Genomic DNA, 22,310 nt, shown 5'->3' with positions numbered 1-22,310 from the left:
CAGCGTTAGAAGTTATCAAGTAGTTATAGTGAAAATGTGAGACCAATCTAGCCGCTCGACTGCTTTAGACAATAAGGGAAGACGGTAGCGCTTGTCAGCATCGCTACCGTAGTGATCTGTCATAGTTTTGCCGGAATGTCCCAGTAACCACGAAATGTGCTCAGTCTGCGTATTCTTGATCCTCAACGCCTCGGCCACAGTATGGCGATAGCCATGGAATGTCGGCTCGATTCCCAGCTTTTGTCGAATATAGCCAAACGCCTTCGATGCGCTCTTACCATACTCGCCATTATAGGGGACAAGGCTAAACAAACGCTCTTCTCCTTTTCGGCTAATGACGTAATCCAAAAAGCCAAGCTTGATCAGATGAGAGTGAAGGGGCACATACCGCCATGAACTGGCGTTTTTGACGCTCCGGTTATCTCGAGCATGAATTTCGAAGAAGTGTATCCCTCCATGTTCACTAATATCTTTAGGCGCCAGCGCCGCCAGCTCTTCCAGTCGAGCACCAGAGTATATGCCAAGCAAGGGGAGCCAATACTTCCATCGCTCTGATGTGCTGTTTTTGTGCTTCAGATACAGGTCAGATGAGAACCAAAGCGCCAGCTCATCCTCAGTCCAGGTCTTCCGTCTGGGGGGCTGCTTGACTTGTTGTTTTTTCCTCTGGGTGAACGGGTTGCTATCTAATTTTCCAATCTCCACAAGCCAACCAGCAAAGTTGTGCAGGTTATTAATGATATTGATCTGCGTTCGCGGGGATATTACTTTGTGATCTCCAGCCCTTATCTCATTCAACGTCAGACTTTTTCTCTTACCCTTGGTGCGCTGAGCTGGATAACTGGCCAACTCCTTTATAAACAGACGAACAACCTGCTTATCAAGTTTATTTGCTGGGAGATCACCAACAATCTCAATGAGCACGGATAAGGCTTGGCGAATGCTCTGCTGAGACTTCTGTTTGGCTTGCGTCATGCTTTCCTCAACAAACCCATCCCACATTTCACTCAGGGGCAATGCATCCGGTTGCGTTTGGGGTAGGACCGATGTTGCGAGCCCCTCCTGCCGCCCTTGCTGGCTCCAGATGTGTGGTGCCAGCTCTTTCATGAGCTTAATGTCGCCGTCAGTCGCATCTTTCACTGTAATCTCGCCAGTAACCGGATTAATAGTTACCAACTCGACCACCAGCGTTTCACCGGAACTGACGCGATGAGCCTTCAAGGGCTCGATGTGAGAAATAGTTAGTTTGGCGCCGAAATCTCGAGGTGTTGAAACCTTCAGGGGCTGGATTGCGGTCGTGAGATCCGCCAGCGCTCCCCAATCAGTAGGAAACACAGTAGTCACGGGTTGACCTTTCCTCAAAGCATCAAAAACATCCTGATAGGCAAGCCATACCAATAGGACGCGTCGCTTGGCAGTCTTTTTACAAGAGGTATTGAGAGTCTTACGAATCTCCCGACGTTGCCGGAAGTGCTCACGAACATCATGGGGAATGATGATACGGGCATACCATTGAGAGGCATGACGGGAGCGAATCAGATAGGTTCCGTAGGGCATTTTGACTTAGAAAGTGTATCACCCGAAGTGACCCACCTACCCTTTCGGAAATACATCCAAGCTTTCGCCCCTAGTAACCACGGGACTTACAGCTAAGGATGGTGCCGGTGGTCGGACTCGAACCGACACGCCTATTAAGCGGCGGATTTTGAATCCGTTTTTGATAGATCTCGGGTCACGCTGGCAGCGGGCCTTTCGAGGAAAATCAATAACTTGCGATATTCCATGATTCACACTGCCCCCGCCTTTTAGTCGCAGTCTGCGACCAAACTGCGACCAAACTTTCTTACTAGAGAGGTTTCGATACTCCGACCTAGGCCTAGTTTTCGTCTCGAAAATTTCTTGCCAGCCTGGCTAGCTCGAGAATGGTCCTTTCTTCTTGGGCTTTCTCATGCGCATTGGGATACAGCAAAGCCAAAATGCAGTACTTTTCCTCATACAGCTCGCCCTGTACGTAGACTAGGGCTGCATCTCGCTCAGGCTCACCAACCCTACACTTCCTATCTGCAACCGGAATCCTGTCCGGAAACCCTTCTCTTGGAGGCATGCATATGTGCATATGTAATAAAGAGGCGGAACGAACAGATGGTGGTTGATTGTAGTAGCTGACTTTACCAAAGCGTCTAGGCCAGTATTCCTCGCCAGATTCTACCCACGCACGAAAGTCGTCTACCAAGTTTTGTATCAAACCAGGAAAGGACGACTCAACTTCTTCAAACAATAATTGCGTCTCAGGGTGCAGCTCAACTTCTACTTGCTTCTTCACCATGTAAATGTGCACCAATCCCTGATGTCATATGATCAGCCAGAGCACTCAGTGCAGCACTATCCGACAACATATCAACCGATTGAGGAGTGATAGTTGTCTGCTTAGCAAGCAGCTCAGCAGTAGCTGCCTTAGAGCGTGCTCGAGCAACAGCTCTGCGCAGCTGAATTAATCCATACTGCTCTGCCGTAGATTTATCCAATCCTGCAATAGCTTCATCTAATTGTGCTTCTTTATCACGAAGTACATGAGCTATAGTAGCAAAATTTTGATGATCTGCTACACCACCAGCTGGAGCATTAGAAATTTTTACACAAGCACGCTCGAAAACATCTGCACACTGCTTGGCTTTATGCAGCGCTTGATCGATATGTTCACGAAGATGCTTCGCAACAGGAGCTTCTGCATAATGAGCCTTCTCAGGCTGCTCAACAGCAGCTTGGGCAACTGGAGCGAAGAACGCTAGAGCAGATGCTACTGCAGCCACTAAATTAAACGAAGCAAAATAAGGCCTCGCAAAATTAGATGTTTGCACAAAATTGCTGGTAGCCATGTCTTTCCCCTTGCATCAATGATGCGTGTTCTACCCCCATAGTCTTGGGGGACGGCAAGGATAAATGCAAGGGGTATCTGTTGCAATATTTACAACGGGAAGATTTGTAACAGCCTATCACACCTCGACCACCACCACCGGCAGGCTTGGAGCCACGCCAGTGATCTGGTCCCCCTCCACGTAGACCATGCCACCCACCTGGGCATCGCCCTGGCAGGTGCGCACCCCACCCCCTACCAGATCCACGCGAACGCGCGAGCCGCTGACGCTGATCACCTCGCCTACCTGACGCGGCGTGGTCGGCAGCAACGCCAGCAGGCGGCGATATGGATTGGCCATGCTATCCCCCTCCTTTGCTTGAACTGATACCACACGACGCCATCACAGATGGAATCTCTGCAGCTCGATAGACTGGCGCACGCTCAGGGCACGCCCCTGCAGGCTTGCGCTGACGCTCACGCCACGCGAGACACCACGCCAGCCATCGCACTCGATCATCATGCCAGGCAGCAGCAGGCCGCCCAGAGAGGCCGCCAGGGGCATCTGCAGGCTCTCGGTGCTCTGGCGTAGGGTAGCGGCCAGCTCAGCGATCCCGCGCGACTGGGCCGGTGCCTGATCGGTGATCAGGGCATCCACCACGGTGGGTGCGAGCTGATCACCTGCAGTGCCCTGCCGGATGATCTGGGCTTGGATGCCGCCGGTGTCGCCATGCAACCAAACGGCATTGCGTGCATCACCTGGCTGCTGATCGCTGCCCAGCTGGGTGATGATGTCGCGCGGCACCGCCAGATCGACCTCGCTCTCAGCCCAGCGCCAGGGCGCTGCCTCGAAGCGTGGCGCGACGATGATGGTCTGATCCTGCTGGTGGGCCTGCACATAGCCGCCGGCCGCCTGGGCGATCCGCGAGATGGCGTCGATGGGCGCGAGGCTGTCATAACTCCACGCACCGGCGGGCACCACCCAGTCAGTCATGCGCCAATCCAGTGACCAGCCCTCTGGCAGCTCAGCGCGGGCAAGCTGCGAGGCGGTGGCCTGGCTGTCCTCGGTGTAGCTGCGCGCGGTGGCGTAGGGCGCGCCCAGGTACGCCGCGAGCGAGCGCCCGCTGATGGTCACGCTATGGCTCTGCCAGCTCTCGGAGCGTCGCCAGCCGTCCACCAGGCACCGCCACTGCTCGCCATTGATCTCGGCCATCACCTCCACCGGCTGGCCATCGGTGCCGGTCACCAGCGCCTGGGCGTCACGCCCTGCCAGGCCGGCAGAGAATGACCATGCCCAGCTGTCAGCGTCGATGCTGAGCGTCATCTGGGTGGCCGGCAGCTCCAGGCCATCGGATAGGCGCACCAGGCGCGCGGAGTTTTGCACGATATAGAGCCTTTTGACGGGAATGGTCGGGGTGGGTATCTCACACGTCAGACCGAACTGCAGCACCCACGGGGCGCTCGGCATGGCGTGGCAGAATTGCAGGGTGGTGCCACCCTCCACCGGCTCGAGCACCGGCGGCTGAGGCGGATCTGGCGGCAAGTCGAGGCCAGGCGGTGGCCGGCGGGCCTGCTCCCAGGGCACGCGCCAATCGTCGCCAGCGGTGCGCCCTTGCTGATAGGGCACATCCATCGTCACCGGCTCGAGGGTGCGGGCCTCCTCATACATCGAGCGCCGGCGGGCATCATTGCGGGGTGGGTGCTGGTAGCCGCTCGAGCGAGCAGCCGCGATGCCCTGCCCCTGCTCCCATACCGGCCGCGAGGCGCGGCGGACGCGCGGCAGCTGCAGCCACTGGCTGCCACTGAGGGTGCCCAGGATGCGCTCGGCCTGCTCCCACCGCGAGCCACTGGTGGCATCGGTGCGGGGGCGGGCAGACCACTGGCCACCCTGGCTGGCCGCAAGCGTTGCGCCCTGCTCGAAGCCTGACGCGGTGGCACCATAGGGGCGAGCAGGCTGCTCCCAGCGGGTGCTGCCCTGGACCTCGAGCGGGACCGCGTTCTCGAAGCGGGCACCGGCACTATCTGATGGCCCTCGAAAGACGTTGATCTCGCGGGTCAGCGCGACATCGACCACCGCCGGCGCACCCAGCGTGGCCACCAGCGAAAGGCTGACGCCATGCTCGACGCGGATCTCTGCCGACACCGGCGGCGTGGTGGCCTCCAGACTGAGCGACTGGATCAGCTCGAGCTGCGCTCGCACAGTGGCGGCCGGCATCACCAGGCTGGCCGCGATCTCGATGGCTCCACCCTGGGCGAGTCGAGCATCGAGGGATGGCGGCGTCAGCTGAGCATCGAGCACCAGCTCGCGCGGCAGCTCCACCGCCTCAGTGGCACCGCCGAAGCCCAGCACCACATGCCCACCCGCCGGCGGCGTATAGTAACCGGCGAACAGCAGCAACAAACCAGGATCGCCCCCCAGGCGCAGCTCGAGCGCTCGCGCATTCCAGGGCGCAAGACCCTGGACAAACTGCAGCCTGATCTCTCTCACGGTGCCCCCTAGCCCTCAGCGAATACCATGCGGCTGATCCGCGTCAGTATCCCGCGATAAATCGTTGTCGAGCTGATGGTCACGTCAGCGCCTGATCCCTCGATGCCGACATCCAGATCCATCACCCAGGCACCCTCGCCATCGACCAGGCGCGCCCAGGTGGCCTCGCCATCAGCATCGGCCATCACCTCCTCGAAGCCCGCCCCCGTCAGGACGCCGCCAGAGAGATCGGCGGCGAATGGCTGGGGCACCTCCAGCGTGGCCAGCGCCACCTGATCGGTGACGGCAGCCCCAGGCGATGGGCGGGTGCCGGAGTACACAACGAATGACGCCGGCGAATCGCCGGCATCAATCGCACCGGCGATGGCCGCCAGGCGCGCATCTTTTACGCTTGTCGAGAAGCTGATCACGGTCTGTCCTCCACCTCAGAATGCACATTGTCGGAAACGACAGCGTTTTGCTGCAGGGTGTGATCGAAGGCCATCACGTAGAACGCGATGCGCGGGTCGAGGTCTGTAAAGCGGTATTTGCCATCGGCACCACTCCACGTCTCGCGCACGATGCGGCCAGTGGCGCGCTCATGCACCCGCACCCGCCTGCTGACGGGCTGGGCCTGGATGTCCAGCACGGTGCCGGCAATGACGCCCATGCGGGCCGGATCTGAGACGCCGCCAGTCGGCGTGCCATTGGCACCGCTACCGTCGATCTGATCAATATGGCCTATCTGGTTCGTCGCCCTTGCAACGCCTAAAACATTCGAGCGACCACTGTGCTTTATAGCCGTGGGATTAGGTAGACGGGGTGCCGGCTCAGGGTAGAAGCCCAGCGGGGGCAAGGTATCAAGCATTGACACAGTATAATAAGCGATTGGCGCAGCTCCTTCTGCACCCTTCACAAATATCACATTATCAATGCGTGAATAATCCGCATTCTTAGAATTTGAAACGTCTTTCTGATATGTAATAGTCAGCAAGCCATCATCATCAGGAATGACTTTTGGGTATATCCACCCTAAATTACCTGAAAACTCTTGGCTACTAGCCCCCACAATAAAAACCTTGTCGTATTCTTCTTCGGTAGAGACAAAGATTTCTAGGTGTATGGCCGTATAGTCGGATTCACCGTATGAGAAAAGGTCCAGCGTAACGGTGGTTGATTCACTATCCGTTATGTCTTTGCTGCGAATCGAGCCATCTGCAGCGTCTGCCACCCAGTCGCCAGATACCATCGCAATATTGGCGTGGTATGGGAACTCTGAATACGCTTCATATCTAATTTGCCCGACAAATCCTGCATCCTCCCCTGCGGAATTGCTCCTATCCTTAGCATAGTTGAGTGTGAACGTCTGCCCTCGGTAGAGAAGCGCAGAATGCTCAGCCCAGTCAGTCTCTCCTGTAATCTCGACATCTATATCTGGGCCGATAATTTTTAATTTATCGTAGCCGTCTTCCGATGATACGCGATAGGAAAAGAATACCTTGGCAATATTGTTTCCTTCCGGCAGTGCCCCGAAAAGATCGAAAATCGTTTCCGAATCCCTGTTGTCGGTTAGTGCGGGATTGCTGCGAATAGCATCACCGCTCACTACCCAGTCACCTGAGATAATGGTCGCCCCGTAATCTTCCACAGGTAGAGTGGCAATTGTCATTGGATGCTCTCCCCGCGCCAATTATCCAGACGCCATGCAAAAAGAACCTCGGGACTACTCGAATGCTGAGCGGAGCAAGACAACCAAAACAAGACGGGCACCCCCTCCAGACTGGGCAAGGTATCTATAATCGCTTTTGCGTAAACGGCTGAGGTCTGGAGAGGCTGCAGCAAGCCAGGCATAAATCCTCTCAGGCCGCCGGATTCTATTACCATCAGTCGCCCAGTGGAGACATAAAAGCCATTTGTTTGTGGGTTAGGGTAGTCAAGTAATCCCCCCATACCAGAAGATATGCCCGCCAACGTCCACTGCGCAGAGCCAGGCAATTGATAATATGATCGCGCGATGCCCTGATGGTTAGTATTACCCTCGAAGTCCGCCATGTTTGAATAATAACTTTCAGCGGTTGAATCCCACTCAGCTGTACTACCGCTTATAAGCCCATTAAGCACACAATGATAAGCATCACCAGGGCGAACACTGTCAATATCGCCCAGCATAACAGTGCCGCTTTTATTTTCTCGCCCATATTTTGGCGTCCAGAAAATCAGTCGTGCATCAGCTACCAGCATCCACGTCTGATCATTTGCATAGCGATGGCTAGCCGGCCAAAACTCCTCTAACGCCTGTTCGTATGTATCAAGGTCAGTAAATGCCTCGCAAACTCGAACGCGCGCCACCATCTCACCCCCTGACGGATAATCCCCCTCATTGCCGTTGTTCTCGATAATAAAGGTCATATCGGTGGCGGTAGGGTCTGTGCGCGTTAATGCAATACGATGATTCTCGGCATCCTCTGCCACCACCTGCCAGCCGCCCACCGGTGCCGCTTTGATCTCGATAGTGGTGCCGGTGGCTGGTGACACGCTGGGCGCAGCGTCGGGCGCATAGCGCACCCAGTCGCTGCCGATACTCGTCACGCGGTGCTGGCCGTTGTAGCTCTCCTGGTCTGCGCCACTGACCTCGATCACCTGCCAGGCTTTGAAGCCGTGCCCAGTGGTCAGCGTGACCAGCACCTCGCCGCTCTCGGCCTCATAGGTGGCGCTTGCCACCGGCGTCACATTGAAGCCCGTGATTAAGCACGCCTTGAGCAGCGCGATGAAATCACCGGCTGAGGTATCCCCCAGCACCGGCGCGCCACCCATGTCATTGCTGAACCACTTCACCGGATAATCGGCCATCTTGAACGTCTCCAGAAACAAGGCCGCCCAGCGAGTGGCTGGGCGGTTGAGGGATAGGGATAGAGGGTTGCGCCTGCCGTCTAGGGTCAGGCGTTGGCGTTGCCACGGATCTGCAGCCTAAAGCTGTCTTGCTGGCCGCTGGCCGGCCCCTGCAGGATCACGCGCGCCAGCCACATCGGGAAGCTCGCGCCGATGGTCGAGAATCTGATCACGTTGCCATTCACCCAGCCGGCCCCGAAGCCGCCCGCCTTGAGCGTCCAATAGGGTACGCCCTGGTTCGGGTTGGTAGGCGACGTGTCCTCATTGATATTGCCCACGCCGATCTCGCCCACGGTGCGGCCGACAATGCGGAACGTGCTCGAGCCAGTGAAGATCAGCGCCCAATCCTCAGTGATGGCCCCGCGATTGGTAATGATCGGCGGGTAGGTGGTCACGTTGTACTCGGCCAGGGTGCCATCTGCGCCATCGTTGTCGTCTTTGCTCCAGTCTCGATCCCAGCTCGAGAGATCGAAGAAATCAGCCACGCGCGCTTGCAGATCGCCGGCCACCATCGCGGCGCTGACCAGCGTATCGCCGGCGGGGTAGTCGTGGCTCAAATTGCCCTTGAGGGTCAGCGCCCCCGACAGATCCACATCACCCACCAGCAGCATATCCTCGACGCGGTGCAGGGCGTACCAGGGTTCGGGGTGGGTGGCAGTGTCAGGCGCGGCGAGCTGCACGGTGCCGGCGTCGAGGTCTGCACTGTACTGGGTGGCTGGCACCTCCTCGCCGGTGGCGTCCTCCACCACCAGACTGGCCAGCCGCGAGCGGCCGACATCCAGCGTGGTGCCGCCACCGATCCCCAGCGGGAACGGGGCGCGGCCGGTGTGATGCACCACCACCACGCCGCCGGCGCGATAGATGGGCACGCGGCCATCGCTGGGCAGGCGCACGGGGTCGATGCCGATCAGCTCAGCCTCGAGCGGCAGCGTGGTCAGAATGACGGCATTGAAACGCGCGGTGCTCGGGATCACCTCGGTGGGCCGCCAGATCATGCCGGCGTCATCCACGGCGGTGGCGTCGTACCAGGATTCGGCGCGCTCGGCAGCGCTCAGGCTGTCATTGCTGACCAGCTTGCCGAAGGTCACGCGCACCACCCCCGTCTCGAAGCTGGCAGAGCCTGCCATCTCGTCACCCTCGATCTCGCCAGAGAGTGCCGCCTGGCCGGTGATCGAGCGGCCGTCGAGCGTCGTGGCCTGGATCAGCAGACCGCCCACCTGCAGCGGCGAGCCTGGCGTGCGGAAATACGCCTCATCGAGCGTCCAGGTGCCGAAGGTGCTCACCAGCGTTTTGACGGTGATGGTGGCGCTGGTGCCGCTCGGCCAGTCGGTGATGCGGGCATCGCCGGTGCCATAGTCGATGGTCCCCGCGAGAACGCCGGCCCCGTTGCTGGTGACGCTGCGATAGAGACTGCCCTGGCGGTCGATGAACGTATCGCCTCGGAAGATGAAACTGAGGGTGCCTGGTACAACGCTATCTTGCAGCAGGGGCATCAGCTCGACATCGAGCGGGGCGAGATCCTGGGTGATGGTGTGGGTGGTCGGGGCGGCGCTGTCCAGCTGACTGGTCAGCCAGACGCTCGACCCATTCTCGAAAACGTCGCGCTTTTCTTTGCTGCCCCAGTCACGCCCCTGGGGGCGGTCATCATCCCATTCTTTGACCTCGCGGACCTTCTCGACCTCGAAGGTTACCGCGCCGGTAGCATAGTCAATGCTGCCCTCCCATCCACCATTGAAGCCGCCACGGCCATCGTCGGTGATGGTGTAGGTGACATCGGCCTCGCCCCCGTTCTGCTCCACCCATTCGACGGTGCCAGTGCGGGCGCTGGTCCGCGACTCGCTCTCGCTGCTCGACCAGGTGCGCACCACCGACCAGGTGATGGCCACGCTACCAGGACGCACCGGCGCATCACTGATGCTGAGGCTGACCAGGCCGGCCCCGTTGGCAGACGGCAGGAATTGCTCGGTTTTCGGTGCCCCGTAGTCATACTCGATCTCGACCTGGGTGCTGGCATCTGGGAAGGCGTCGCCATTGAACTCGACATAAGCCTCGCCAGGCTGGGGCGCGCCACTGCCGTCGGCATAGCCATAGACCACGCGGCCGGTGGCTGCGCCGCTGAGGCTCCCCAGGCCATCATCGGTGGCCGTCTTCTCGCTGCCGCCAGAGATCCAGCGCACGGTAACGCTGCCAGGCATCACGCCGGCGTGATCGAGCACGAACGTCATCCAGGGTTTGTCGATGGTGGCCTGGCCGGCGCGGTCCTCATAGTGGGCCGGCGTGCCCCAGCTGAACAGCACCGAACTGCCGACATCCGGCAGACCGCCCAGCGTCACGCTGACAGATCCGGTGGCGTAGTCCACGCGCCCCGCCCCGCTGCCGCTCAGATCGCCATTCGCGTCATCGTCGCGCAGCTCATACCACTTGCCCAGCGAGCGATAAGCGATCACCACGCTGCCAGGTGCCGGCAGCGGGTCCAGGCGGCTGACATAGGTGAAGCCACGATTATTCAGCTCGATAGCGATCTGGGTGGTGCTGGCGATCTGCGCCACCTCGAAGGTCGAGCCACCGCTGCTGACGCTGATGGTGGCCGTGCCGCCCACCTGTACATCGGTCACCGCCTGCTCGGTGGTGGTGGCCGGCACAAGCGGCGCATAGGTGCTGGCCACGGTGACGCTATTGGCCCCGAAGGTGGCCGGCTGGGTCAGGGTGCTGACGCCATAGTAACGGGCGGCATCGGTGCTCTGCCCCTCGCGGATCACGGTATCGGGGTTGAGGGTGCCAGGCTTGGGCTGCACGCCATAGACGCGCTGGCGCAGCGCAGTGGATAGCCCCAGCGTCAGCACGCGGCGCTCGAACGTCTGCACGTTGCTGCCGTTCTCATACTCAAATGTGCGGATCTCGTGGTCGATCTCAGAGATGCGCACATATTGGACCTCGCCGGCGGCATCGCCCTGCTCGGTCATCAACGCCAGCACATCACCCAGATCGGGCAGCGTGGCCTCTGGCATCTGAAACGTGATGATGCTGCGCTGGCCGGCCAGCTGATCGCCCAGCAGCGTCATGCGCGAGGTCGCGCCGGCGGTCACATAGCTCTCGACGTAATCGCGGGATTCGGCACGCTCGTCAGACGGCGAGCCGGTATCGAACATCACCACGCTGACATTGGGATCAGCCGGCACCTGGTCAATGATCGCGTGCGCGCCAAAATATTGGGCGGTGTTGTCGGTCAGTACGCCGGCCCCGACCTTGCGCAGCGAGGTGCGCCCCGCGGCGCGATCGAGGTCAGAGATGTCATCAAAGATGTCATTGCTCGCGCCATCGGTCACGGGGCGGCCAGTCAGCCGGCCACCGCCATCGGCGTTGTCGGTCATGCGCTCGGACTGCAGGATGCGGATGTCGCCGCTATGGATTGTTTCGTCGGCCATTGGGCTGGCTCCAGCAAGGTGATGGGGTGTCAGACGGTGATCAGGCGCAGGGTGATGGTGTAGGGGTGATCGGCATCCTGGCTGCCGGCCGCAAGGCGCAGCACCTCAGACGCTGACACTGCCTCGCCGGCGGCGTGATCGAACACGCAATCGAAGGTCCGGCCATCACCCCACACCAGCACCATCGGGGTGTCAGCAGGGCGCGGCGTGGCGGCCAGCTCGGATAGCGCCAGCACGGTGGAGCGCGTCACCCAGGCACCGCCACCGCTGGCCAGCGTGATGGATCTGCCGGCCGCCTGGGCGCTCTCCTCGACCACCAGCGCGCCGGTCAGTGTGGGCGTCTGCACTTGCCCCACCCCGTGGCTGACCATCTCATCAGTCCACTGAATATCATCAGGCAGGGCGATGCCCTCTAGTGTCACCGGCATGGGTGTCTCTCTCGGTTATGGGGTGATGCGGTATCAGCGGGCAGCGGTGCGCGAGGCGCGCGAGAGGGTGTCGAGCAGGGCGTCAGCCTCGCTCTCGTCCACCCCGTTGAGCGTCACCTGCTGATTGCCGATATTGAGATCCACCGCGACGCGGCGCTGGGCCTGCAGCGAGGTGGTCAGCTGGGTGGTGCGACCTTGGGCGGCCGCATTGTTCTCGCGCTGGGTGACCTCGCCGGCCTGCACCTGACGCTGCAGATCCGCCTCAGCCTGCAGCGCCTCCTGGCGTTCCTGCTCGCTCTGGGCCTGGATGTCCGCGAGGCGTAGGTCGTGGGCCTGCTCGGCCAGCCTCAGCGCCTCCTGGGCTTGGCTGATGGTCTGGGCATCGCCAAGGGCGCGGGCCTTGTCGAGCGTCTGCTGCAGCTCGAGCTGCTGCTCCTGGTAGCGCAGCGCCTCCACCTGGGCACTGTCACCCTGCAGGCTGGCCAGCTCAGAGCGCAGGCTCGACAGCGTGTCGCTCACGCTGTCAGAGAGTGAGTCCACCTGGCTGCGCACCGACTGAATGGCACCCTCGAGGCTCGATAGCGAGGCATCATCGAGCAGATCGAACTGGCGGCGCAGATCCTCGCTCGACATGCTCAGCAGATGGGTGGCGCTGACAGCCTGGCCGGAGTCGGCCGCCAGGTTGCGCAGGCCAGCACCTGGGTCGCTGCTGGATACCTTGCCCAACGCCTCGACCAGCTCAGTGGCCGCAAGCTGCTGCTTGCGGAACTCCAGCTCCACAGCGCCAGAATTGGCTGCCACCTTGGCCAGATACTTATTGACGCCCATCGGGTCCGCGCGGGTTTTCCATGCCACAAAGGCATTGCCCACGGATTCCTCGAGCTGAGCGATCTTGTCGCGCAGCAGATCCACGGTGCCGGTGACGCCGCTGCTGCCGGTCATGGCTGATTTAAAGGCGGTGCCGGCGCGAGCGCTCAGCGCCTGGGTGGCATTGGCCGCCTTGTTGTAGACGGCCGCCAGACCGCCCCCGATGGCACTGGCTCGCGCCTCCACATTGCTGATGGCTGACTGGGTGGCTGCCTCCTCCTCGGCCTGGGCCTCTCTGCGCGCATTCTGGATGATGCGCAGATTCTTGATCGCCTCGGCCTGGGTGGCAGCCTCCTGGGCGCGCTGCTCCTCGAGCGCGCTGGTGGTGTCGTCAATGCTGGCCTTGTACTCGGTCCAGACGCTGCGCAGCGCACCGGCCCCCGTCACGCCATCCGACACCAGGCCGGCCAGCTTCTCGCGGATCGCGTCGAGCGCTTCGTCACCCTCGAGCTGCGATAGCGCCTCACCGAACGCGGTGCGCAGCTGCTCGCCGGTCAGATTGCCCTGGCGCGCCAGCGTGTCGAACGCCTCGATCACGTCCGCCTCGGCCTTGCTGATGCCGGTGGTCAGATCCTGCAGCGACAGCCCCAGGGTGTCAGCGGCTGCCTTGCCGCTGGCCTTGAGATGCTTCTCGATCAGATCCGCCCCAGCGACACCGGACTCGACCAGCTCCTCGAGCAGCGCACGAAACGCGGCCAGCCCTTCATCTGAGCTGATCGCGCCCTGGGCCTTCTCGAATGCGGCTGCGACCTGCTCGGCACTGACCTGGCCGTTATTGGCGAGCTGGTCAAAGGCGTCTATTGCCTCAGCCTCGCCATCCGATATTCCACTGCTAAGCTCCTCCAGCGAGGTGCCCAGAGTCTCAGCGGCTGCCGCTGCTGCCTTGCCTTGGGCGCGAGTCGCATCAGCCTGCCGCTGCTGGGTTTCGGCCAATGACAGCATCTTGCCATCGACTACATCGGCACCATCAGCCAGCTTGTCGAGCTGATCAGCGGTAATGCCGGTCGCCTTGGCCTGCTCCTCCACCGCCTCGGTCGAATTGTCGAAGGCGTTTGCCGCAGCCTTGCCGGCCTCCATGGCCTGATCAAAGTAGCGCTCGGCATCCTTGTTGAGATCATAGAGCGTCTGCTCTGCCGCCTTGGCCTTGGCCTGGGCGTTGGCGACCTCCTTATCAGATGCAATGCCTACCTTATTCAGCAGCTCGAGCGACTTGGCGTTGAGCTGCAGGATGCCGGTGCTCAGCGACGCGACACCGGCGGTCACGCCGGCAGCGGCTGACTGCACCAGACGAAACGCCGCCACCAGGCCATTGCCCATCATCTGGCCGACATCGACCAGCGACTGCATCGAATCCGCGATCTGATCGCGGTTGTCGATAAAGCTGCGCACCCAGTCAGTGCCGATCTTGATCAGCCCACTGATCGCGGTGGCCAGCTCATCGACTAGCTTGGGGTTGTCTTTCAGCGCGTCATCGAAGGCATCGGCGGCACCTTCCACCGCCGGCGAGAGCTTGGAAAACAGTTGAGTGGCAATGCCCTGCAGGCGGGTCTGCACCCCGTTGATCGCCTCCTCAGTCTTGATCAGGTTGGCGATCTGCTCGGGCGACATGATCAGGCCCATCTCGCTGGCCTGATCACCCAGCTGGCGCAACAGTGCCGCGTTGTTTTCCAGCAGCGGCTGCAGCCGCGAGGCGTTGCTCGCCAGTCCCTCGAGGAAATTGATCTGGCTCGCCTGGGGTAGATCCTTCATGGCGTCGGCCAGGCGCAGGAACATCTGATCAGGGGCAAGATTGATCAGATCCTTTGCAGCGATGCCCAGTCCCTCGAGCGCATCCATGGCGTCGCCGCCGCCATTCTCGTATGCGTCCCCGATCTTGTCGGCCACATCCTGGAAGATGTCACCGGCCTCGTCGGCATCCAGCCCCGCGCGCTCGAAGGCGTAGCGGTACTTTTGCAGCGCGACGATACCCACGCCGGTGCGCTTGCTGACGTTATCCAGCTCGCGCGCCAGATCCGCCTGCTCTGAGGTCATGCGCGCCGCGAAGCCCGCGACCAATGCACCACCCGCGACAGCGGCACCGGCGGCCGCCTTGCTCCAATCGTTGAGCGCCTGGCGAGCACGCTGCAGCCCCGTGCTGCCCTCCTCGGCCTGGTCACCTGCTTGGGCGGCTGAGCTGCCCAGGCCGTTGAGTGCGTTCTGGGCCTCGCGGGCTTCGCGCGCCAGGCGCAGCTGCTCCTCGGAGAGATTGCCAGTATTGATGCCGGCGTCAGTCAGGCTCTGCCCCAGCTGGGCGGCTTGCGCTGCCTGCTGCTCATACGCTGCGCCGGCGCGAGCGGCAACGGCACGCGCTTCGTTGAGGCGGTTCTGCTGGGCGATGCTCGCCTGGCCGCTGGCCTCAATCTCCTGCTCGAGCGCACGCACCTTGTCGGTGGCCTTGTCCCACTCCTTTTGCGCTTTGCCGGTGGCAGTGGTGGCCTGCTGGAAGGCGCGCACCAGGGCGCGCTGATCCTCGAGCTGATCCAGGTTGCTGCGCAGCTCCTCGGCGTTGGCCGACAAGTCGCTGACACTATCGGCGGCCGCCTCAGTACTCGGAGAAATCAGGTTTTTGGCCTTGAGCACCAGCTCGACGGCGCGATCTGTCAGAGCCATGGCGGCATCTCCAGGCAGAAAAACACCCGCACGGGGGCGGGTGTGGATAACTCAGGGGCGGCCGGATCTCCAGCCGCCTGGAATAAGCCCCAGCAGCTCAGCCGCTAGGGTGGTAGTGCGTGGCGCTTAGCGCGCCATGGCGACCTTGAAGTAACGCGACACGCCGGCACCGACCTTGCTGGAATCGACCAGCAGGCTGCCATCGAGTGACAGCTCGCCAAAGTCGTCACCGATCAGCGCCAGACCAGTGGTCGGGCTGAACTTGACGCGGTGCGCGGTGACGGTCACGGGGCGGTCGCTCTCGGCTTCATTCAAGCCATCGAATACCAATTCGTATTCGTCGCCGCTGCCGGTCATGGCCTCGATCACGTCCGCCTCTGCGCTGGTGTAGTCGATGGCGACCACATCGCCCTCAGAGATAGCACCGCCCTCGGTCACGTAGACGCCAGCACCGGTGATCTCATAATCGACATCCTCGATGGCTGCATCACCCGCGCCATCGGGGTCGATGGTGACAGTGATGCTCTCGGTGCGGTCAGGCGTTTTGCTGAGCGCCAGCAGGGTGCCAGGATAGGCAGTGTGACGCTCGCCAGTGACGGGCGCGCTCTGCACCTCGGAGCGGGTGCCGCGCAGCGCCATCGCCACGTTATCGGGGCGCAGCTCCAGCATGGTGATGCTCGCGCCAACGCTGCTGACGCGCTGGATCTCGTTGGCGTTGCCGCCACCGGCTTGGGTGTAGTCGGATTGGGTCAGGGTGTCCGTCTCGACAGAGAACTCGAGCGCGCTGCAGTTGCCTACTTGCTTGAGGCCGCCGCCGCTTGAGCGGTTGCGCAGATACACCATGCCTTTGCCAAGGTAGCTATAGGTTTTCGTGGCCATGTTGTGGCTCTCCAGATATGCGGGGTGGTGGGTGTCGTGCAGTGATGCGCGGTCAGGTGTAGTGCTCGACGCACTCCATGGTCACTGGCATGGATGCCAGGGCGTAGCGGGAATCCTCGGCCAGCGCGTACTCGGCCGCGCCCAGGGTCATGCCGTTGTGCTTGAGCACGCGCGTCAGATCATCGCTCTGGTCCATCAGCAGGCACCGGCGCAGATCGGCCAGCCCTGCCTCGATTGCCGTCTCGCCGGCGGTCGCATCGTCCTCACTGCGCGGCAGTGCATCGACCACCAGCACCAGGCGCGCGTCAGTGCTGAGCTTGACGCGATTTTGCCGCGTTTCGGTGGGGCGCTCGGTGTCAGACTGCAGCGCCAGGATCGGCACATGCTGGCGAGCACCCAGCGCCAGAATCCAGAATCCCCGCCAGACGCTCAGGCCGAGATCGGTGTGATAGCCATTGGCTCGCGTGATGCTGGCCAGCCTGGCCTGCAGTGCGCGCATGGCTTGCGTGGTGATCGGCAGCTCAGGCGCTGCCAGTGAGTCGGGCATGGTGACCTCTCAGAGAATGGGCAGGATCAGCTCAGGCGGTCGAACTGCCGGATAAACTCGGTGGCAGCGTGCTGCATGGCCTGGGGCGCGACAGTGCCGCGCACGTCAGACCACACCTGGTAAACACTGGGGCCGTGCATCACGCGGTAGTCGCTGCGCCCATCGCCGGTGCGCTCTGCCGGTGCCCACTGGCCACTCCCAGCAAGTCGCACCCAGAATGCGCCCTCGATCCGCTTGGTGCCGCCGCCAGTCTTCACCCTGACGCCCTTCACGCCTGCCGCCTTGCGACCTGCTGCGATGCCCCGTGCTGGGTCACCCTTGAGGCCGCGCCGGCTGGTGGCCGCCACGGTGCGCATCTTGGCCCCGTAGCGCGTCAGCAGCACCGCGCGAGGATTGGCCGCAATCCGCGTCGAGAGATCCGTCGAGGTGGCGAAGGTGCGCACCTTGAGATTGTCATTCACATAGCCGGCAGAAAGTGCCACCTGCTGGCGTATCGCGGCGCTGCCCAAGGTACGGGCACGCCGCGCGGCAGAATTGAGCGCGAGCTGCGCCGCCTTGGCCGCCGCCTTGGGTGCCAGGCGGTAGGCGTCAGCGACGCCCTCGAGGTCGCGCAGATCCAGGCTCGTCGCTGCCATTGTCAGTACCTCGAGGCTGTCCAGCGCTGCTCGAATCCGTCGTCGCCAATTGGCTCGAGCAGCGTCCAGCGGTCATCGGGTTTGCCGGTGTCGATCAGCGTGCCCCGATCCACCCGCCCCACCTCCTCAGTGAGCACACCGATCTCACAGCGCGATTCCAGCACGATGCCGAAATCGTCAGTAATGGTGGCGTCACGGTCGATGATGATGCTGGTGGGAATGGGCGCGCCGCCACGCGGGGTAACGGTGGCGGGCACGCTGAGGCCGCCGACACCGAACAGCCGCCGGTTAGCGGCTGCCTCGATCTCGTCGATACTCATTGGCTTATGCCGTCTCGACCAAACGGATGCACGCGCCTGGGCGAGTGTTGAGAATGATCGGGTTAGATTGGGCCTCGATCTCTACACCCTTGCCGTGCTTGAGGCGCTCGGTGCTGGAGTAGAACGGCAGGCCAATCGTGTTGACGGCATCGGCATAGTCGGCCGGCGCGTAGTGCGCGAGGAAAATATCCGGCACGCCCATCGGGATCACGTTAGCTTCACCATCCATCACGAAAGGCTGGCCAGCAACGCGGCCGGTAGCACGCTCCCAGGTGATGCCACCGAACTCGAAGGAATCCCGCGCATCACCGCGCAGCTTCTCGCTCTGCTGGTTGAGATACGTCTCGCGCACGCTCGGATGATTGATCAGCTTGCGCCAGAAGCTGCGCCCGCAGAACGCATGCGCGCTGGTGAACGGCAGCATCTTGAGCGCATCCTCGATATTCTCGAGCACGTCCAATGCCTTGCCCTGCACGCTGGTGCTATCGGTATTGAGCGCCATCTTTACGGTGGTTTGCTGGATGCCAAAGGCGCTATAGAGATCCGTCAGCACGGTCTGGCCGTCAGCGTCCAGAATCTTGCCTTTCAGCGCGCCCATGCGCTGCCACTCGAGGGTGGCGTCGATACGGCGAGCCATCCGGCCCAGCTTCGTATCGACCACCTGCTGCACACCGACCAGCTGATCCTCGCTGCCGAAGGCGCGAACGTTCTGCACTTCATCCGCGCGGATGGTGTCAGTCACCGGCAAGTGAACGGCATTGAAGGTGACGCCGGTGCGCTTGTTGCGCTTGAGCGGGTCAGCCGGCGCGCCACGCTCGCCAGCCGGCACCAGCGCTAGGGTGTCGCCATCCTTCTCGACGGTGGCGGTGGTAGTGGCAATGCCGGTTTCTTCAAAGATGCCCAGCTGGCCCAGGCGGGACGGCACGTAATCGGCTTCATTGATCGAGGCCGTCAGGCTGCCGATAGAGAAGATGTCAGAGGAGAAAATATCAGCGGGCATGTCGCCCTCCTTGAGATGTCGGGAACGGTCGGGGTCGTGCGCTAGAAACGACAACGCCGCCCAGTGGGCGGCGCATCAGACGGTGTGAGAGATTGGGGCACGGTGCCTATCAGGCGGGGTCTTCAACGGCGAGCACGCCCACCGGCAGCTCGACGCCGCGCACGATGATGCCGGCATTGATCAGCCCCGCATTCATCGTGCCCAGCTGGCCATCGGTCATGCCGTCAGCCCAGGTGATGCCGGTGCCATTCACCTCGCAATCGCGCACATGCGCGACAGCCTGCACCGGCCCATCAGTGGCGTCTGCCGGTCCATAGAGGATGCCAGCAGCGATCTCGGTGCCGTCGCTGGCAGTCGGGTCATGCGCCACATAGGTGCCATCAGCGGTAATGGCCAGCACGGTGCCTGCCGCCAGTACGCCAGATGCGACCACAATCGACTCGCGTGAGCGATAGCCGGCAGCCTCGGACAGTACGTGCTCGCCGGTACGGGCCGGCTCGGTGTGTTGAATCGGGGTCATGATGCTCTCCAGGTGGTGCGGTTAGGATGCGCTGCGAGCGCGGCGGCGGGCATAGATGCCCTGGGTGTCGATGCCGGCACGCTGGCCACCCTCGGGCGAGTGGCTGGAATGCACGCCGGCGCTCGAGGCAGCGGCCACGTCGAAAACGTATTCGCGGGCGGTGTCGGTCTGCATGTCGCTGCTGACCAGCTTGGCGAGCAGCTGGTGCTGGCCGGTGGTGGTGCAGGTGTCGATGATGGCGACCACGCGCTCGCGCTCAGCCGCGACAGCCTCGCGCTGCAGGGCAGCGGCGTCAGGTGCCGGCGAGGTGGCCGGCTTGTCGCGCCAGGCGAGGATCTGATCGCCCAGCTCAGCGGCGCGGGCCTCGGCCTGGGCCGGCTCGATGTCGAAGGCCAGCGCCAGGGCATCGGCGGCGCTCATGGCGCTGGGTGCCGGTGCCGGCTGCGCCGGTGCGCGCTGCTGCTCGAGGTGATGCTGGGCAGATCGGCCGGCAGCGGCCAGGGCGCGGGAATAATCGCCAATCGAGGCGGCCGCCTTAATGTCAGCCTCCACGGCGTCGATCAGCCCCAGCGCCATGGCGTCTTCGCCAGTCATCCAGGTTTCTGCGCGCATCGCCTCCTGAATCTCGACGCGGCGCGCCTCGCCGGCACGCGCGACGAATAGCTCGACGATGCCATTGCGGATAGTGTCGAGATCATCCGCGAGCTTGCGCATCTCGGTGGCGTTGCCCATGGCGACGGTCCACGGGTCGTGGATCATCAGCAGCGAGCCGGTGGCCATCTCGCGGCGATCCCCGCCCATGGCGATGGTCGCGGCGATAGAGGCGGCGATGCCCTCCACGCGGGTGGTCACCTGGGCCTTATGGCCGCGTAGATAGTTGGCGATAGCGATGCCATCGGCCACGTCGCCGCCAGGCGAGTTGATATGCACGGTCAGTGCCTCGACATCGCCCAGCGACGCGATGGCGTTGATAAACGCGCTGGCCGTGGTGCCGTCACCGCTCCACCAGTCGATGCCGATCTGGTCATTGATCCACACGTCAGCGTGACGGCCATCGGCGGCCGCCTGAACTTCAAACCATTTCATGGTGATTCCTCATTGGTCGGGGTCGGCGTCAGGGTCTGGGTCGTTCGCCTGCGCGGTGCCGTTCTTGGCCACGCGGCGCGGGTCGGAATCGAGCACCAGCCCCTGGTCATCTGCGCTCACGTTGCCGCGCGCGATCTCTTTATCGAGCTGATCGAGCGACCAGCCGCGTTCTGCTGCCGCCTCGCCGCGAGGCTTGAAGCCGGCGCGCACCTCCATCAGATCGGCGGTGACCTCCTTCACGGGGTCCACCCACTGCCATTTGGGCGCGATCCAGTCGATGGCCAGCAGATCCGCGCGGCGGCGTGCGTAATCGGGAATGACCAGCGCCCCGCTGCTGACGGCGGTATCGAGCCACTTGGCCGCGATAGGCCGGCACCACTTGTGGATCACCAGATCGGCCTGCAGCATCTCAGCCCGCCGGCGGAACTCCAGCAGCCCCGCGCGGATCGAGGAATAATTGACGCCCTGCAGATCGCCGGTCAGCTGCTCATGCGTCAGGCCGGCACCGCGCGCCACCGCGTGCATCTCGGTGCGCAGCCAGTTGGTGTAGCTGCTGCCGATGTCGGGCGGGTCGGAGAATGTCACCTCCTCGCCATCCTCCAGGTAGTGGATGCCGCCAGGCTCGAAGGCGTCTATACCCTCGCCGCCCTCGCCATCCTCGACATGGCTGCCATGGGTGCCAAAGAATGGCCCTTCATCCTCGGGGTCGGCATCGGCCTTGCGCTTGACGAATGCCCCGAACAGCTGCGCCAGTTTCTGGCGCGCGAGGGTGGCATCCTGCATGGCGTCGATCTCATAGAGTCTGACGATCACGCTGGTCAGCTCAGGCACGCCGCGCAGCTGGCCAGGGCGGGTGCGCCGGAACAGGTGCAGCACCTGATCGGCCGGCACCGGAACGCGAGTATTGATCTGCGCGGTCAGCTTCTCGGCAGGGTGGTAGCGCCAGAGATGGTAGGCGCGGCGCTGGCCGATGCCGTCCATCTCGATGCCCATTTTGATCACGCGGCCGCTGAGGGTGGTGGAGTGGCTGGCGTCCAGATGGTCAGCCTCGATCACCTGGATCTGCAGCGGGACGCTCAGGCCGTCGCTGATGCGGCGATAGCGGAAACGACCCAGCACCTCGCCGGCCTCGAATTGGCTGCCAATCGCCAGCGCCTGCAGGCCATAGAAACTATCCAGGCCATCGGCGTCAGCCTCGCCGGCCCAGCGATCCCATAACGCCTGGATCTCAGGATCTGACCACTGGGGTCTGATGCCGGTGCCCACCAGGTTGGCCACGTAGCTCTCGCGCGCGCCGCTGGCGTAGGCGTTATTGCGCACCGCATGGCGCGAGCGCGACTTGAGCAGCGGCAGCGAGTGAGCAATGGCGGCATTGGGGCCGGTGGTGGTCACGCCCCGCCCCGCCATGCGTCGGCCCTGGCTTGCCCCTTCATAGGCGCTCGCCTTGATCCCCAGCCGCGAGGAGAGGCGGCGCATGCCCCGCGAGAGGGTGCTGATCACGCCCATATCACAGCCCCTTTGATGTCGTGGTGTAGCGGGTGCGGGATCTCAGCCGGCGGCCGATATGCGAGGCGCTGGCCACTTGTGCCGCGATGGTGCGCTCCAGCTCGCGCAGCTTGTCGATGTCGGCATCTGCATAGCTCAGCGTTTTGCCGTTGGCCGTGCGAAACGATGTCACCCGCTGGCCGGTGGCCAGATCGAGCACCGCCTGGCGAACGCGGGCGAGATCATCAGCGGTATATGCCAT

Annotated in this window: 19 protein-coding genes and 1 tRNA gene; all 20 read right to left on the bottom strand. The window is 62.3% G+C overall.

Going from position 1 to position 22,310, the window contains the following annotated elements:
• Window positions 1-15: 15 nt before the first annotated feature.
• Complete coding sequence (locus MKZ40_RS00760; RefSeq protein WP_175089196.1) at window positions 16-1,554, bottom strand: site-specific integrase; 1,539 nt, start codon at window positions 1,552-1,554, stop codon at window positions 16-18.
• A gap of 99 nt (window positions 1,555-1,653) precedes the next feature.
• Window positions 1,654-1,739 (bottom strand) — tRNA-OTHER (locus tag MKZ40_RS00755).
• A 558-nt stretch (window positions 1,740-2,297) separates the two neighbouring features.
• Window positions 2,298-2,873: a hypothetical protein gene (locus MKZ40_RS00750; protein ID WP_175089194.1), complete on the bottom strand. Its 576-nt coding sequence runs from the start codon at window positions 2,871-2,873 to the stop codon at window positions 2,298-2,300.
• Window positions 2,874-2,990: 117 nt separating this feature from the next.
• A complete protein-coding gene (locus MKZ40_RS00745; protein ID WP_043336619.1) occupies window positions 2,991-3,212 on the bottom strand; it encodes a hypothetical protein in 222 nt (73 codons plus the stop codon).
• Window positions 3,213-3,254: 42 nt separating this feature from the next.
• The gene (locus MKZ40_RS00740; protein WP_175089193.1) at window positions 3,255-5,339 is read right to left on the bottom strand and encodes a hypothetical protein; all 2,085 of its coding nucleotides are present in this window, start codon (window positions 5,337-5,339) and stop codon (window positions 3,255-3,257) included.
• An 8-nt stretch (window positions 5,340-5,347) separates the two neighbouring features.
• Window positions 5,348-5,749, bottom strand: a complete 402-nt coding sequence (locus MKZ40_RS00735) for a hypothetical protein (protein WP_175089192.1) — start codon at window positions 5,747-5,749, stop codon at window positions 5,348-5,350.
• Window positions 5,746-6,987: a carboxypeptidase-like regulatory domain-containing protein gene (locus MKZ40_RS00730; protein ID WP_175089191.1), complete on the bottom strand. Its 1,242-nt coding sequence runs from the start codon at window positions 6,985-6,987 to the stop codon at window positions 5,746-5,748. The genes MKZ40_RS00735 and MKZ40_RS00730 overlap by 4 nt, the downstream gene beginning before the upstream one ends.
• A complete protein-coding gene (locus tag MKZ40_RS00725) occupies window positions 6,984-8,168 on the bottom strand; it encodes a hypothetical protein (protein WP_175089190.1) in 1,185 nt (394 codons plus the stop codon). Before MKZ40_RS00725 ends, MKZ40_RS00730 begins: the two co-directional genes overlap by 4 nt.
• Before the next feature lie 86 nt (window positions 8,169-8,254).
• Window positions 8,255-11,632 carry a hypothetical protein gene (locus MKZ40_RS00720; RefSeq protein WP_175089189.1) on the bottom strand — a complete coding sequence of 1,126 codons (3,378 nt, stop codon included), beginning with the start codon at window positions 11,630-11,632 and terminating at the stop codon, window positions 8,255-8,257.
• Between the two features lie 29 nt (window positions 11,633-11,661).
• A complete protein-coding gene (locus MKZ40_RS00715; RefSeq protein ID WP_175089188.1) occupies window positions 11,662-12,060 on the bottom strand; it encodes a hypothetical protein in 399 nt (132 codons plus the stop codon).
• A gap of 33 nt (window positions 12,061-12,093) precedes the next feature.
• Window positions 12,094-15,576, bottom strand: a complete 3,483-nt coding sequence (locus tag MKZ40_RS00710; protein WP_175089187.1) for a hypothetical protein — start codon at window positions 15,574-15,576, stop codon at window positions 12,094-12,096.
• A 126-nt stretch (window positions 15,577-15,702) separates the two neighbouring features.
• Window positions 15,703-16,455 carry a hypothetical protein gene (locus MKZ40_RS00705; protein WP_175089186.1) on the bottom strand — a complete coding sequence of 251 codons (753 nt, stop codon included), beginning with the start codon at window positions 16,453-16,455 and terminating at the stop codon, window positions 15,703-15,705.
• 52 nt (window positions 16,456-16,507) lie between these two features.
• On the bottom strand, window positions 16,508-17,002 hold the full coding sequence (locus tag MKZ40_RS00700; protein ID WP_175089185.1) for a hypothetical protein: 495 nt from the start codon (window positions 17,000-17,002) through the stop codon (window positions 16,508-16,510).
• Between the two features lie 26 nt (window positions 17,003-17,028).
• Window positions 17,029-17,637: a phage tail protein gene (locus MKZ40_RS00695; RefSeq protein ID WP_175089184.1), complete on the bottom strand. Its 609-nt coding sequence runs from the start codon at window positions 17,635-17,637 to the stop codon at window positions 17,029-17,031.
• Window positions 17,638-17,639: 2 nt separating this feature from the next.
• A complete protein-coding gene (locus tag MKZ40_RS00690; RefSeq protein ID WP_175089183.1) occupies window positions 17,640-17,957 on the bottom strand; it encodes a hypothetical protein in 318 nt (105 codons plus the stop codon).
• A gap of 4 nt (window positions 17,958-17,961) precedes the next feature.
• Window positions 17,962-18,957 (bottom strand): major capsid protein, encoded by a 996-nt coding sequence (locus MKZ40_RS00685; RefSeq protein WP_175089182.1) that lies wholly within the window; start codon window positions 18,955-18,957, stop codon window positions 17,962-17,964.
• A 109-nt stretch (window positions 18,958-19,066) separates the two neighbouring features.
• Entirely contained in the window at window positions 19,067-19,477 is a 411-nt protein-coding gene (locus tag MKZ40_RS00680) for a head decoration protein (protein WP_175089181.1), read from the bottom strand.
• A gap of 21 nt (window positions 19,478-19,498) precedes the next feature.
• The gene (locus tag MKZ40_RS00675; RefSeq protein WP_175089180.1) at window positions 19,499-20,563 is read right to left on the bottom strand and encodes a head maturation protease, ClpP-related; all 1,065 of its coding nucleotides are present in this window, start codon (window positions 20,561-20,563) and stop codon (window positions 19,499-19,501) included.
• A 9-nt stretch (window positions 20,564-20,572) separates the two neighbouring features.
• Complete coding sequence (locus tag MKZ40_RS00670; RefSeq protein ID WP_175089179.1) at window positions 20,573-22,069, bottom strand: phage portal protein; 1,497 nt, start codon at window positions 22,067-22,069, stop codon at window positions 20,573-20,575.
• A 1-nt stretch (window position 22,070) separates the two neighbouring features.
• Window positions 22,071-22,310 (bottom strand): head-tail joining protein, encoded by a 240-nt coding sequence (locus tag MKZ40_RS00665; RefSeq protein ID WP_043336586.1) that lies wholly within the window; start codon window positions 22,308-22,310, stop codon window positions 22,071-22,073.

It is taken from the genome of Cobetia sp. BMC6 (genome assembly GCF_029991385.1).
Lineage (GTDB): Bacteria > Pseudomonadota > Gammaproteobacteria > Pseudomonadales > Halomonadaceae > Cobetia.
The sequence above is the reverse complement of the archived record's forward strand: the minus strand, read 5'-3'. Positions and strand labels throughout refer to the sequence as shown.

Coding starts and splice junctions, on each gene's coding strand:
- MKZ40_RS00760 (WP_175089196.1), bottom strand. CDS start 1,554: ATGCCCTACGGAACCTATCTGATTCGCTCCCGTCATGCCTCTCAATGG.
- MKZ40_RS00750 (WP_175089194.1), bottom strand. CDS start 2,873: ATGGCTACCAGCAATTTTGTGCAAACATCTAATTTTGCGAGGCCTTAT.
- MKZ40_RS00745 (WP_043336619.1), bottom strand. CDS start 3,212: ATGGCCAATCCATATCGCCGCCTGCTGGCGTTGCTGCCGACCACGCCG.
- MKZ40_RS00730 (WP_175089191.1), bottom strand. CDS start 6,987: ATGACAATTGCCACTCTACCTGTGGAAGATTACGGGGCGACCATTATC.
- MKZ40_RS00725 (WP_175089190.1), bottom strand. CDS start 8,168: ATGGCCGATTATCCGGTGAAGTGGTTCAGCAATGACATGGGTGGCGCG.
- MKZ40_RS00720 (WP_175089189.1), bottom strand. CDS start 11,632: ATGGCCGACGAAACAATCCATAGCGGCGACATCCGCATCCTGCAGTCC.
- MKZ40_RS00715 (WP_175089188.1), bottom strand. CDS start 12,060: ATGCCGGTGACACTAGAGGGCATCGCCCTGCCTGATGATATTCAGTGG.
- MKZ40_RS00710 (WP_175089187.1), bottom strand. CDS start 15,576: ATGGCTCTGACAGATCGCGCCGTCGAGCTGGTGCTCAAGGCCAAAAAC.
- MKZ40_RS00705 (WP_175089186.1), bottom strand. CDS start 16,455: ATGGCCACGAAAACCTATAGCTACCTTGGCAAAGGCATGGTGTATCTG.
- MKZ40_RS00700 (WP_175089185.1), bottom strand. CDS start 17,002: ATGCCCGACTCACTGGCAGCGCCTGAGCTGCCGATCACCACGCAAGCC.
- MKZ40_RS00695 (WP_175089184.1), bottom strand. CDS start 17,637: ATGGCAGCGACGAGCCTGGATCTGCGCGACCTCGAGGGCGTCGCTGAC.
- MKZ40_RS00690 (WP_175089183.1), bottom strand. CDS start 17,957: ATGAGTATCGACGAGATCGAGGCAGCCGCTAACCGGCGGCTGTTCGGT.
- MKZ40_RS00685 (WP_175089182.1), bottom strand. CDS start 18,957: ATGCCCGCTGATATTTTCTCCTCTGACATCTTCTCTATCGGCAGCCTG.
- MKZ40_RS00680 (WP_175089181.1), bottom strand. CDS start 19,477: ATGACCCCGATTCAACACACCGAGCCGGCCCGTACCGGCGAGCACGTA.
- MKZ40_RS00675 (WP_175089180.1), bottom strand. CDS start 20,563: ATGAAATGGTTTGAAGTTCAGGCGGCCGCCGATGGCCGTCACGCTGAC.
- MKZ40_RS00670 (WP_175089179.1), bottom strand. CDS start 22,069: ATGGGCGTGATCAGCACCCTCTCGCGGGGCATGCGCCGCCTCTCCTCG.
- MKZ40_RS00665 (WP_043336586.1), bottom strand. CDS start 22,310: ATGGCATATACCGCTGATGATCTCGCCCGCGTTCGCCAGGCGGTGCTC.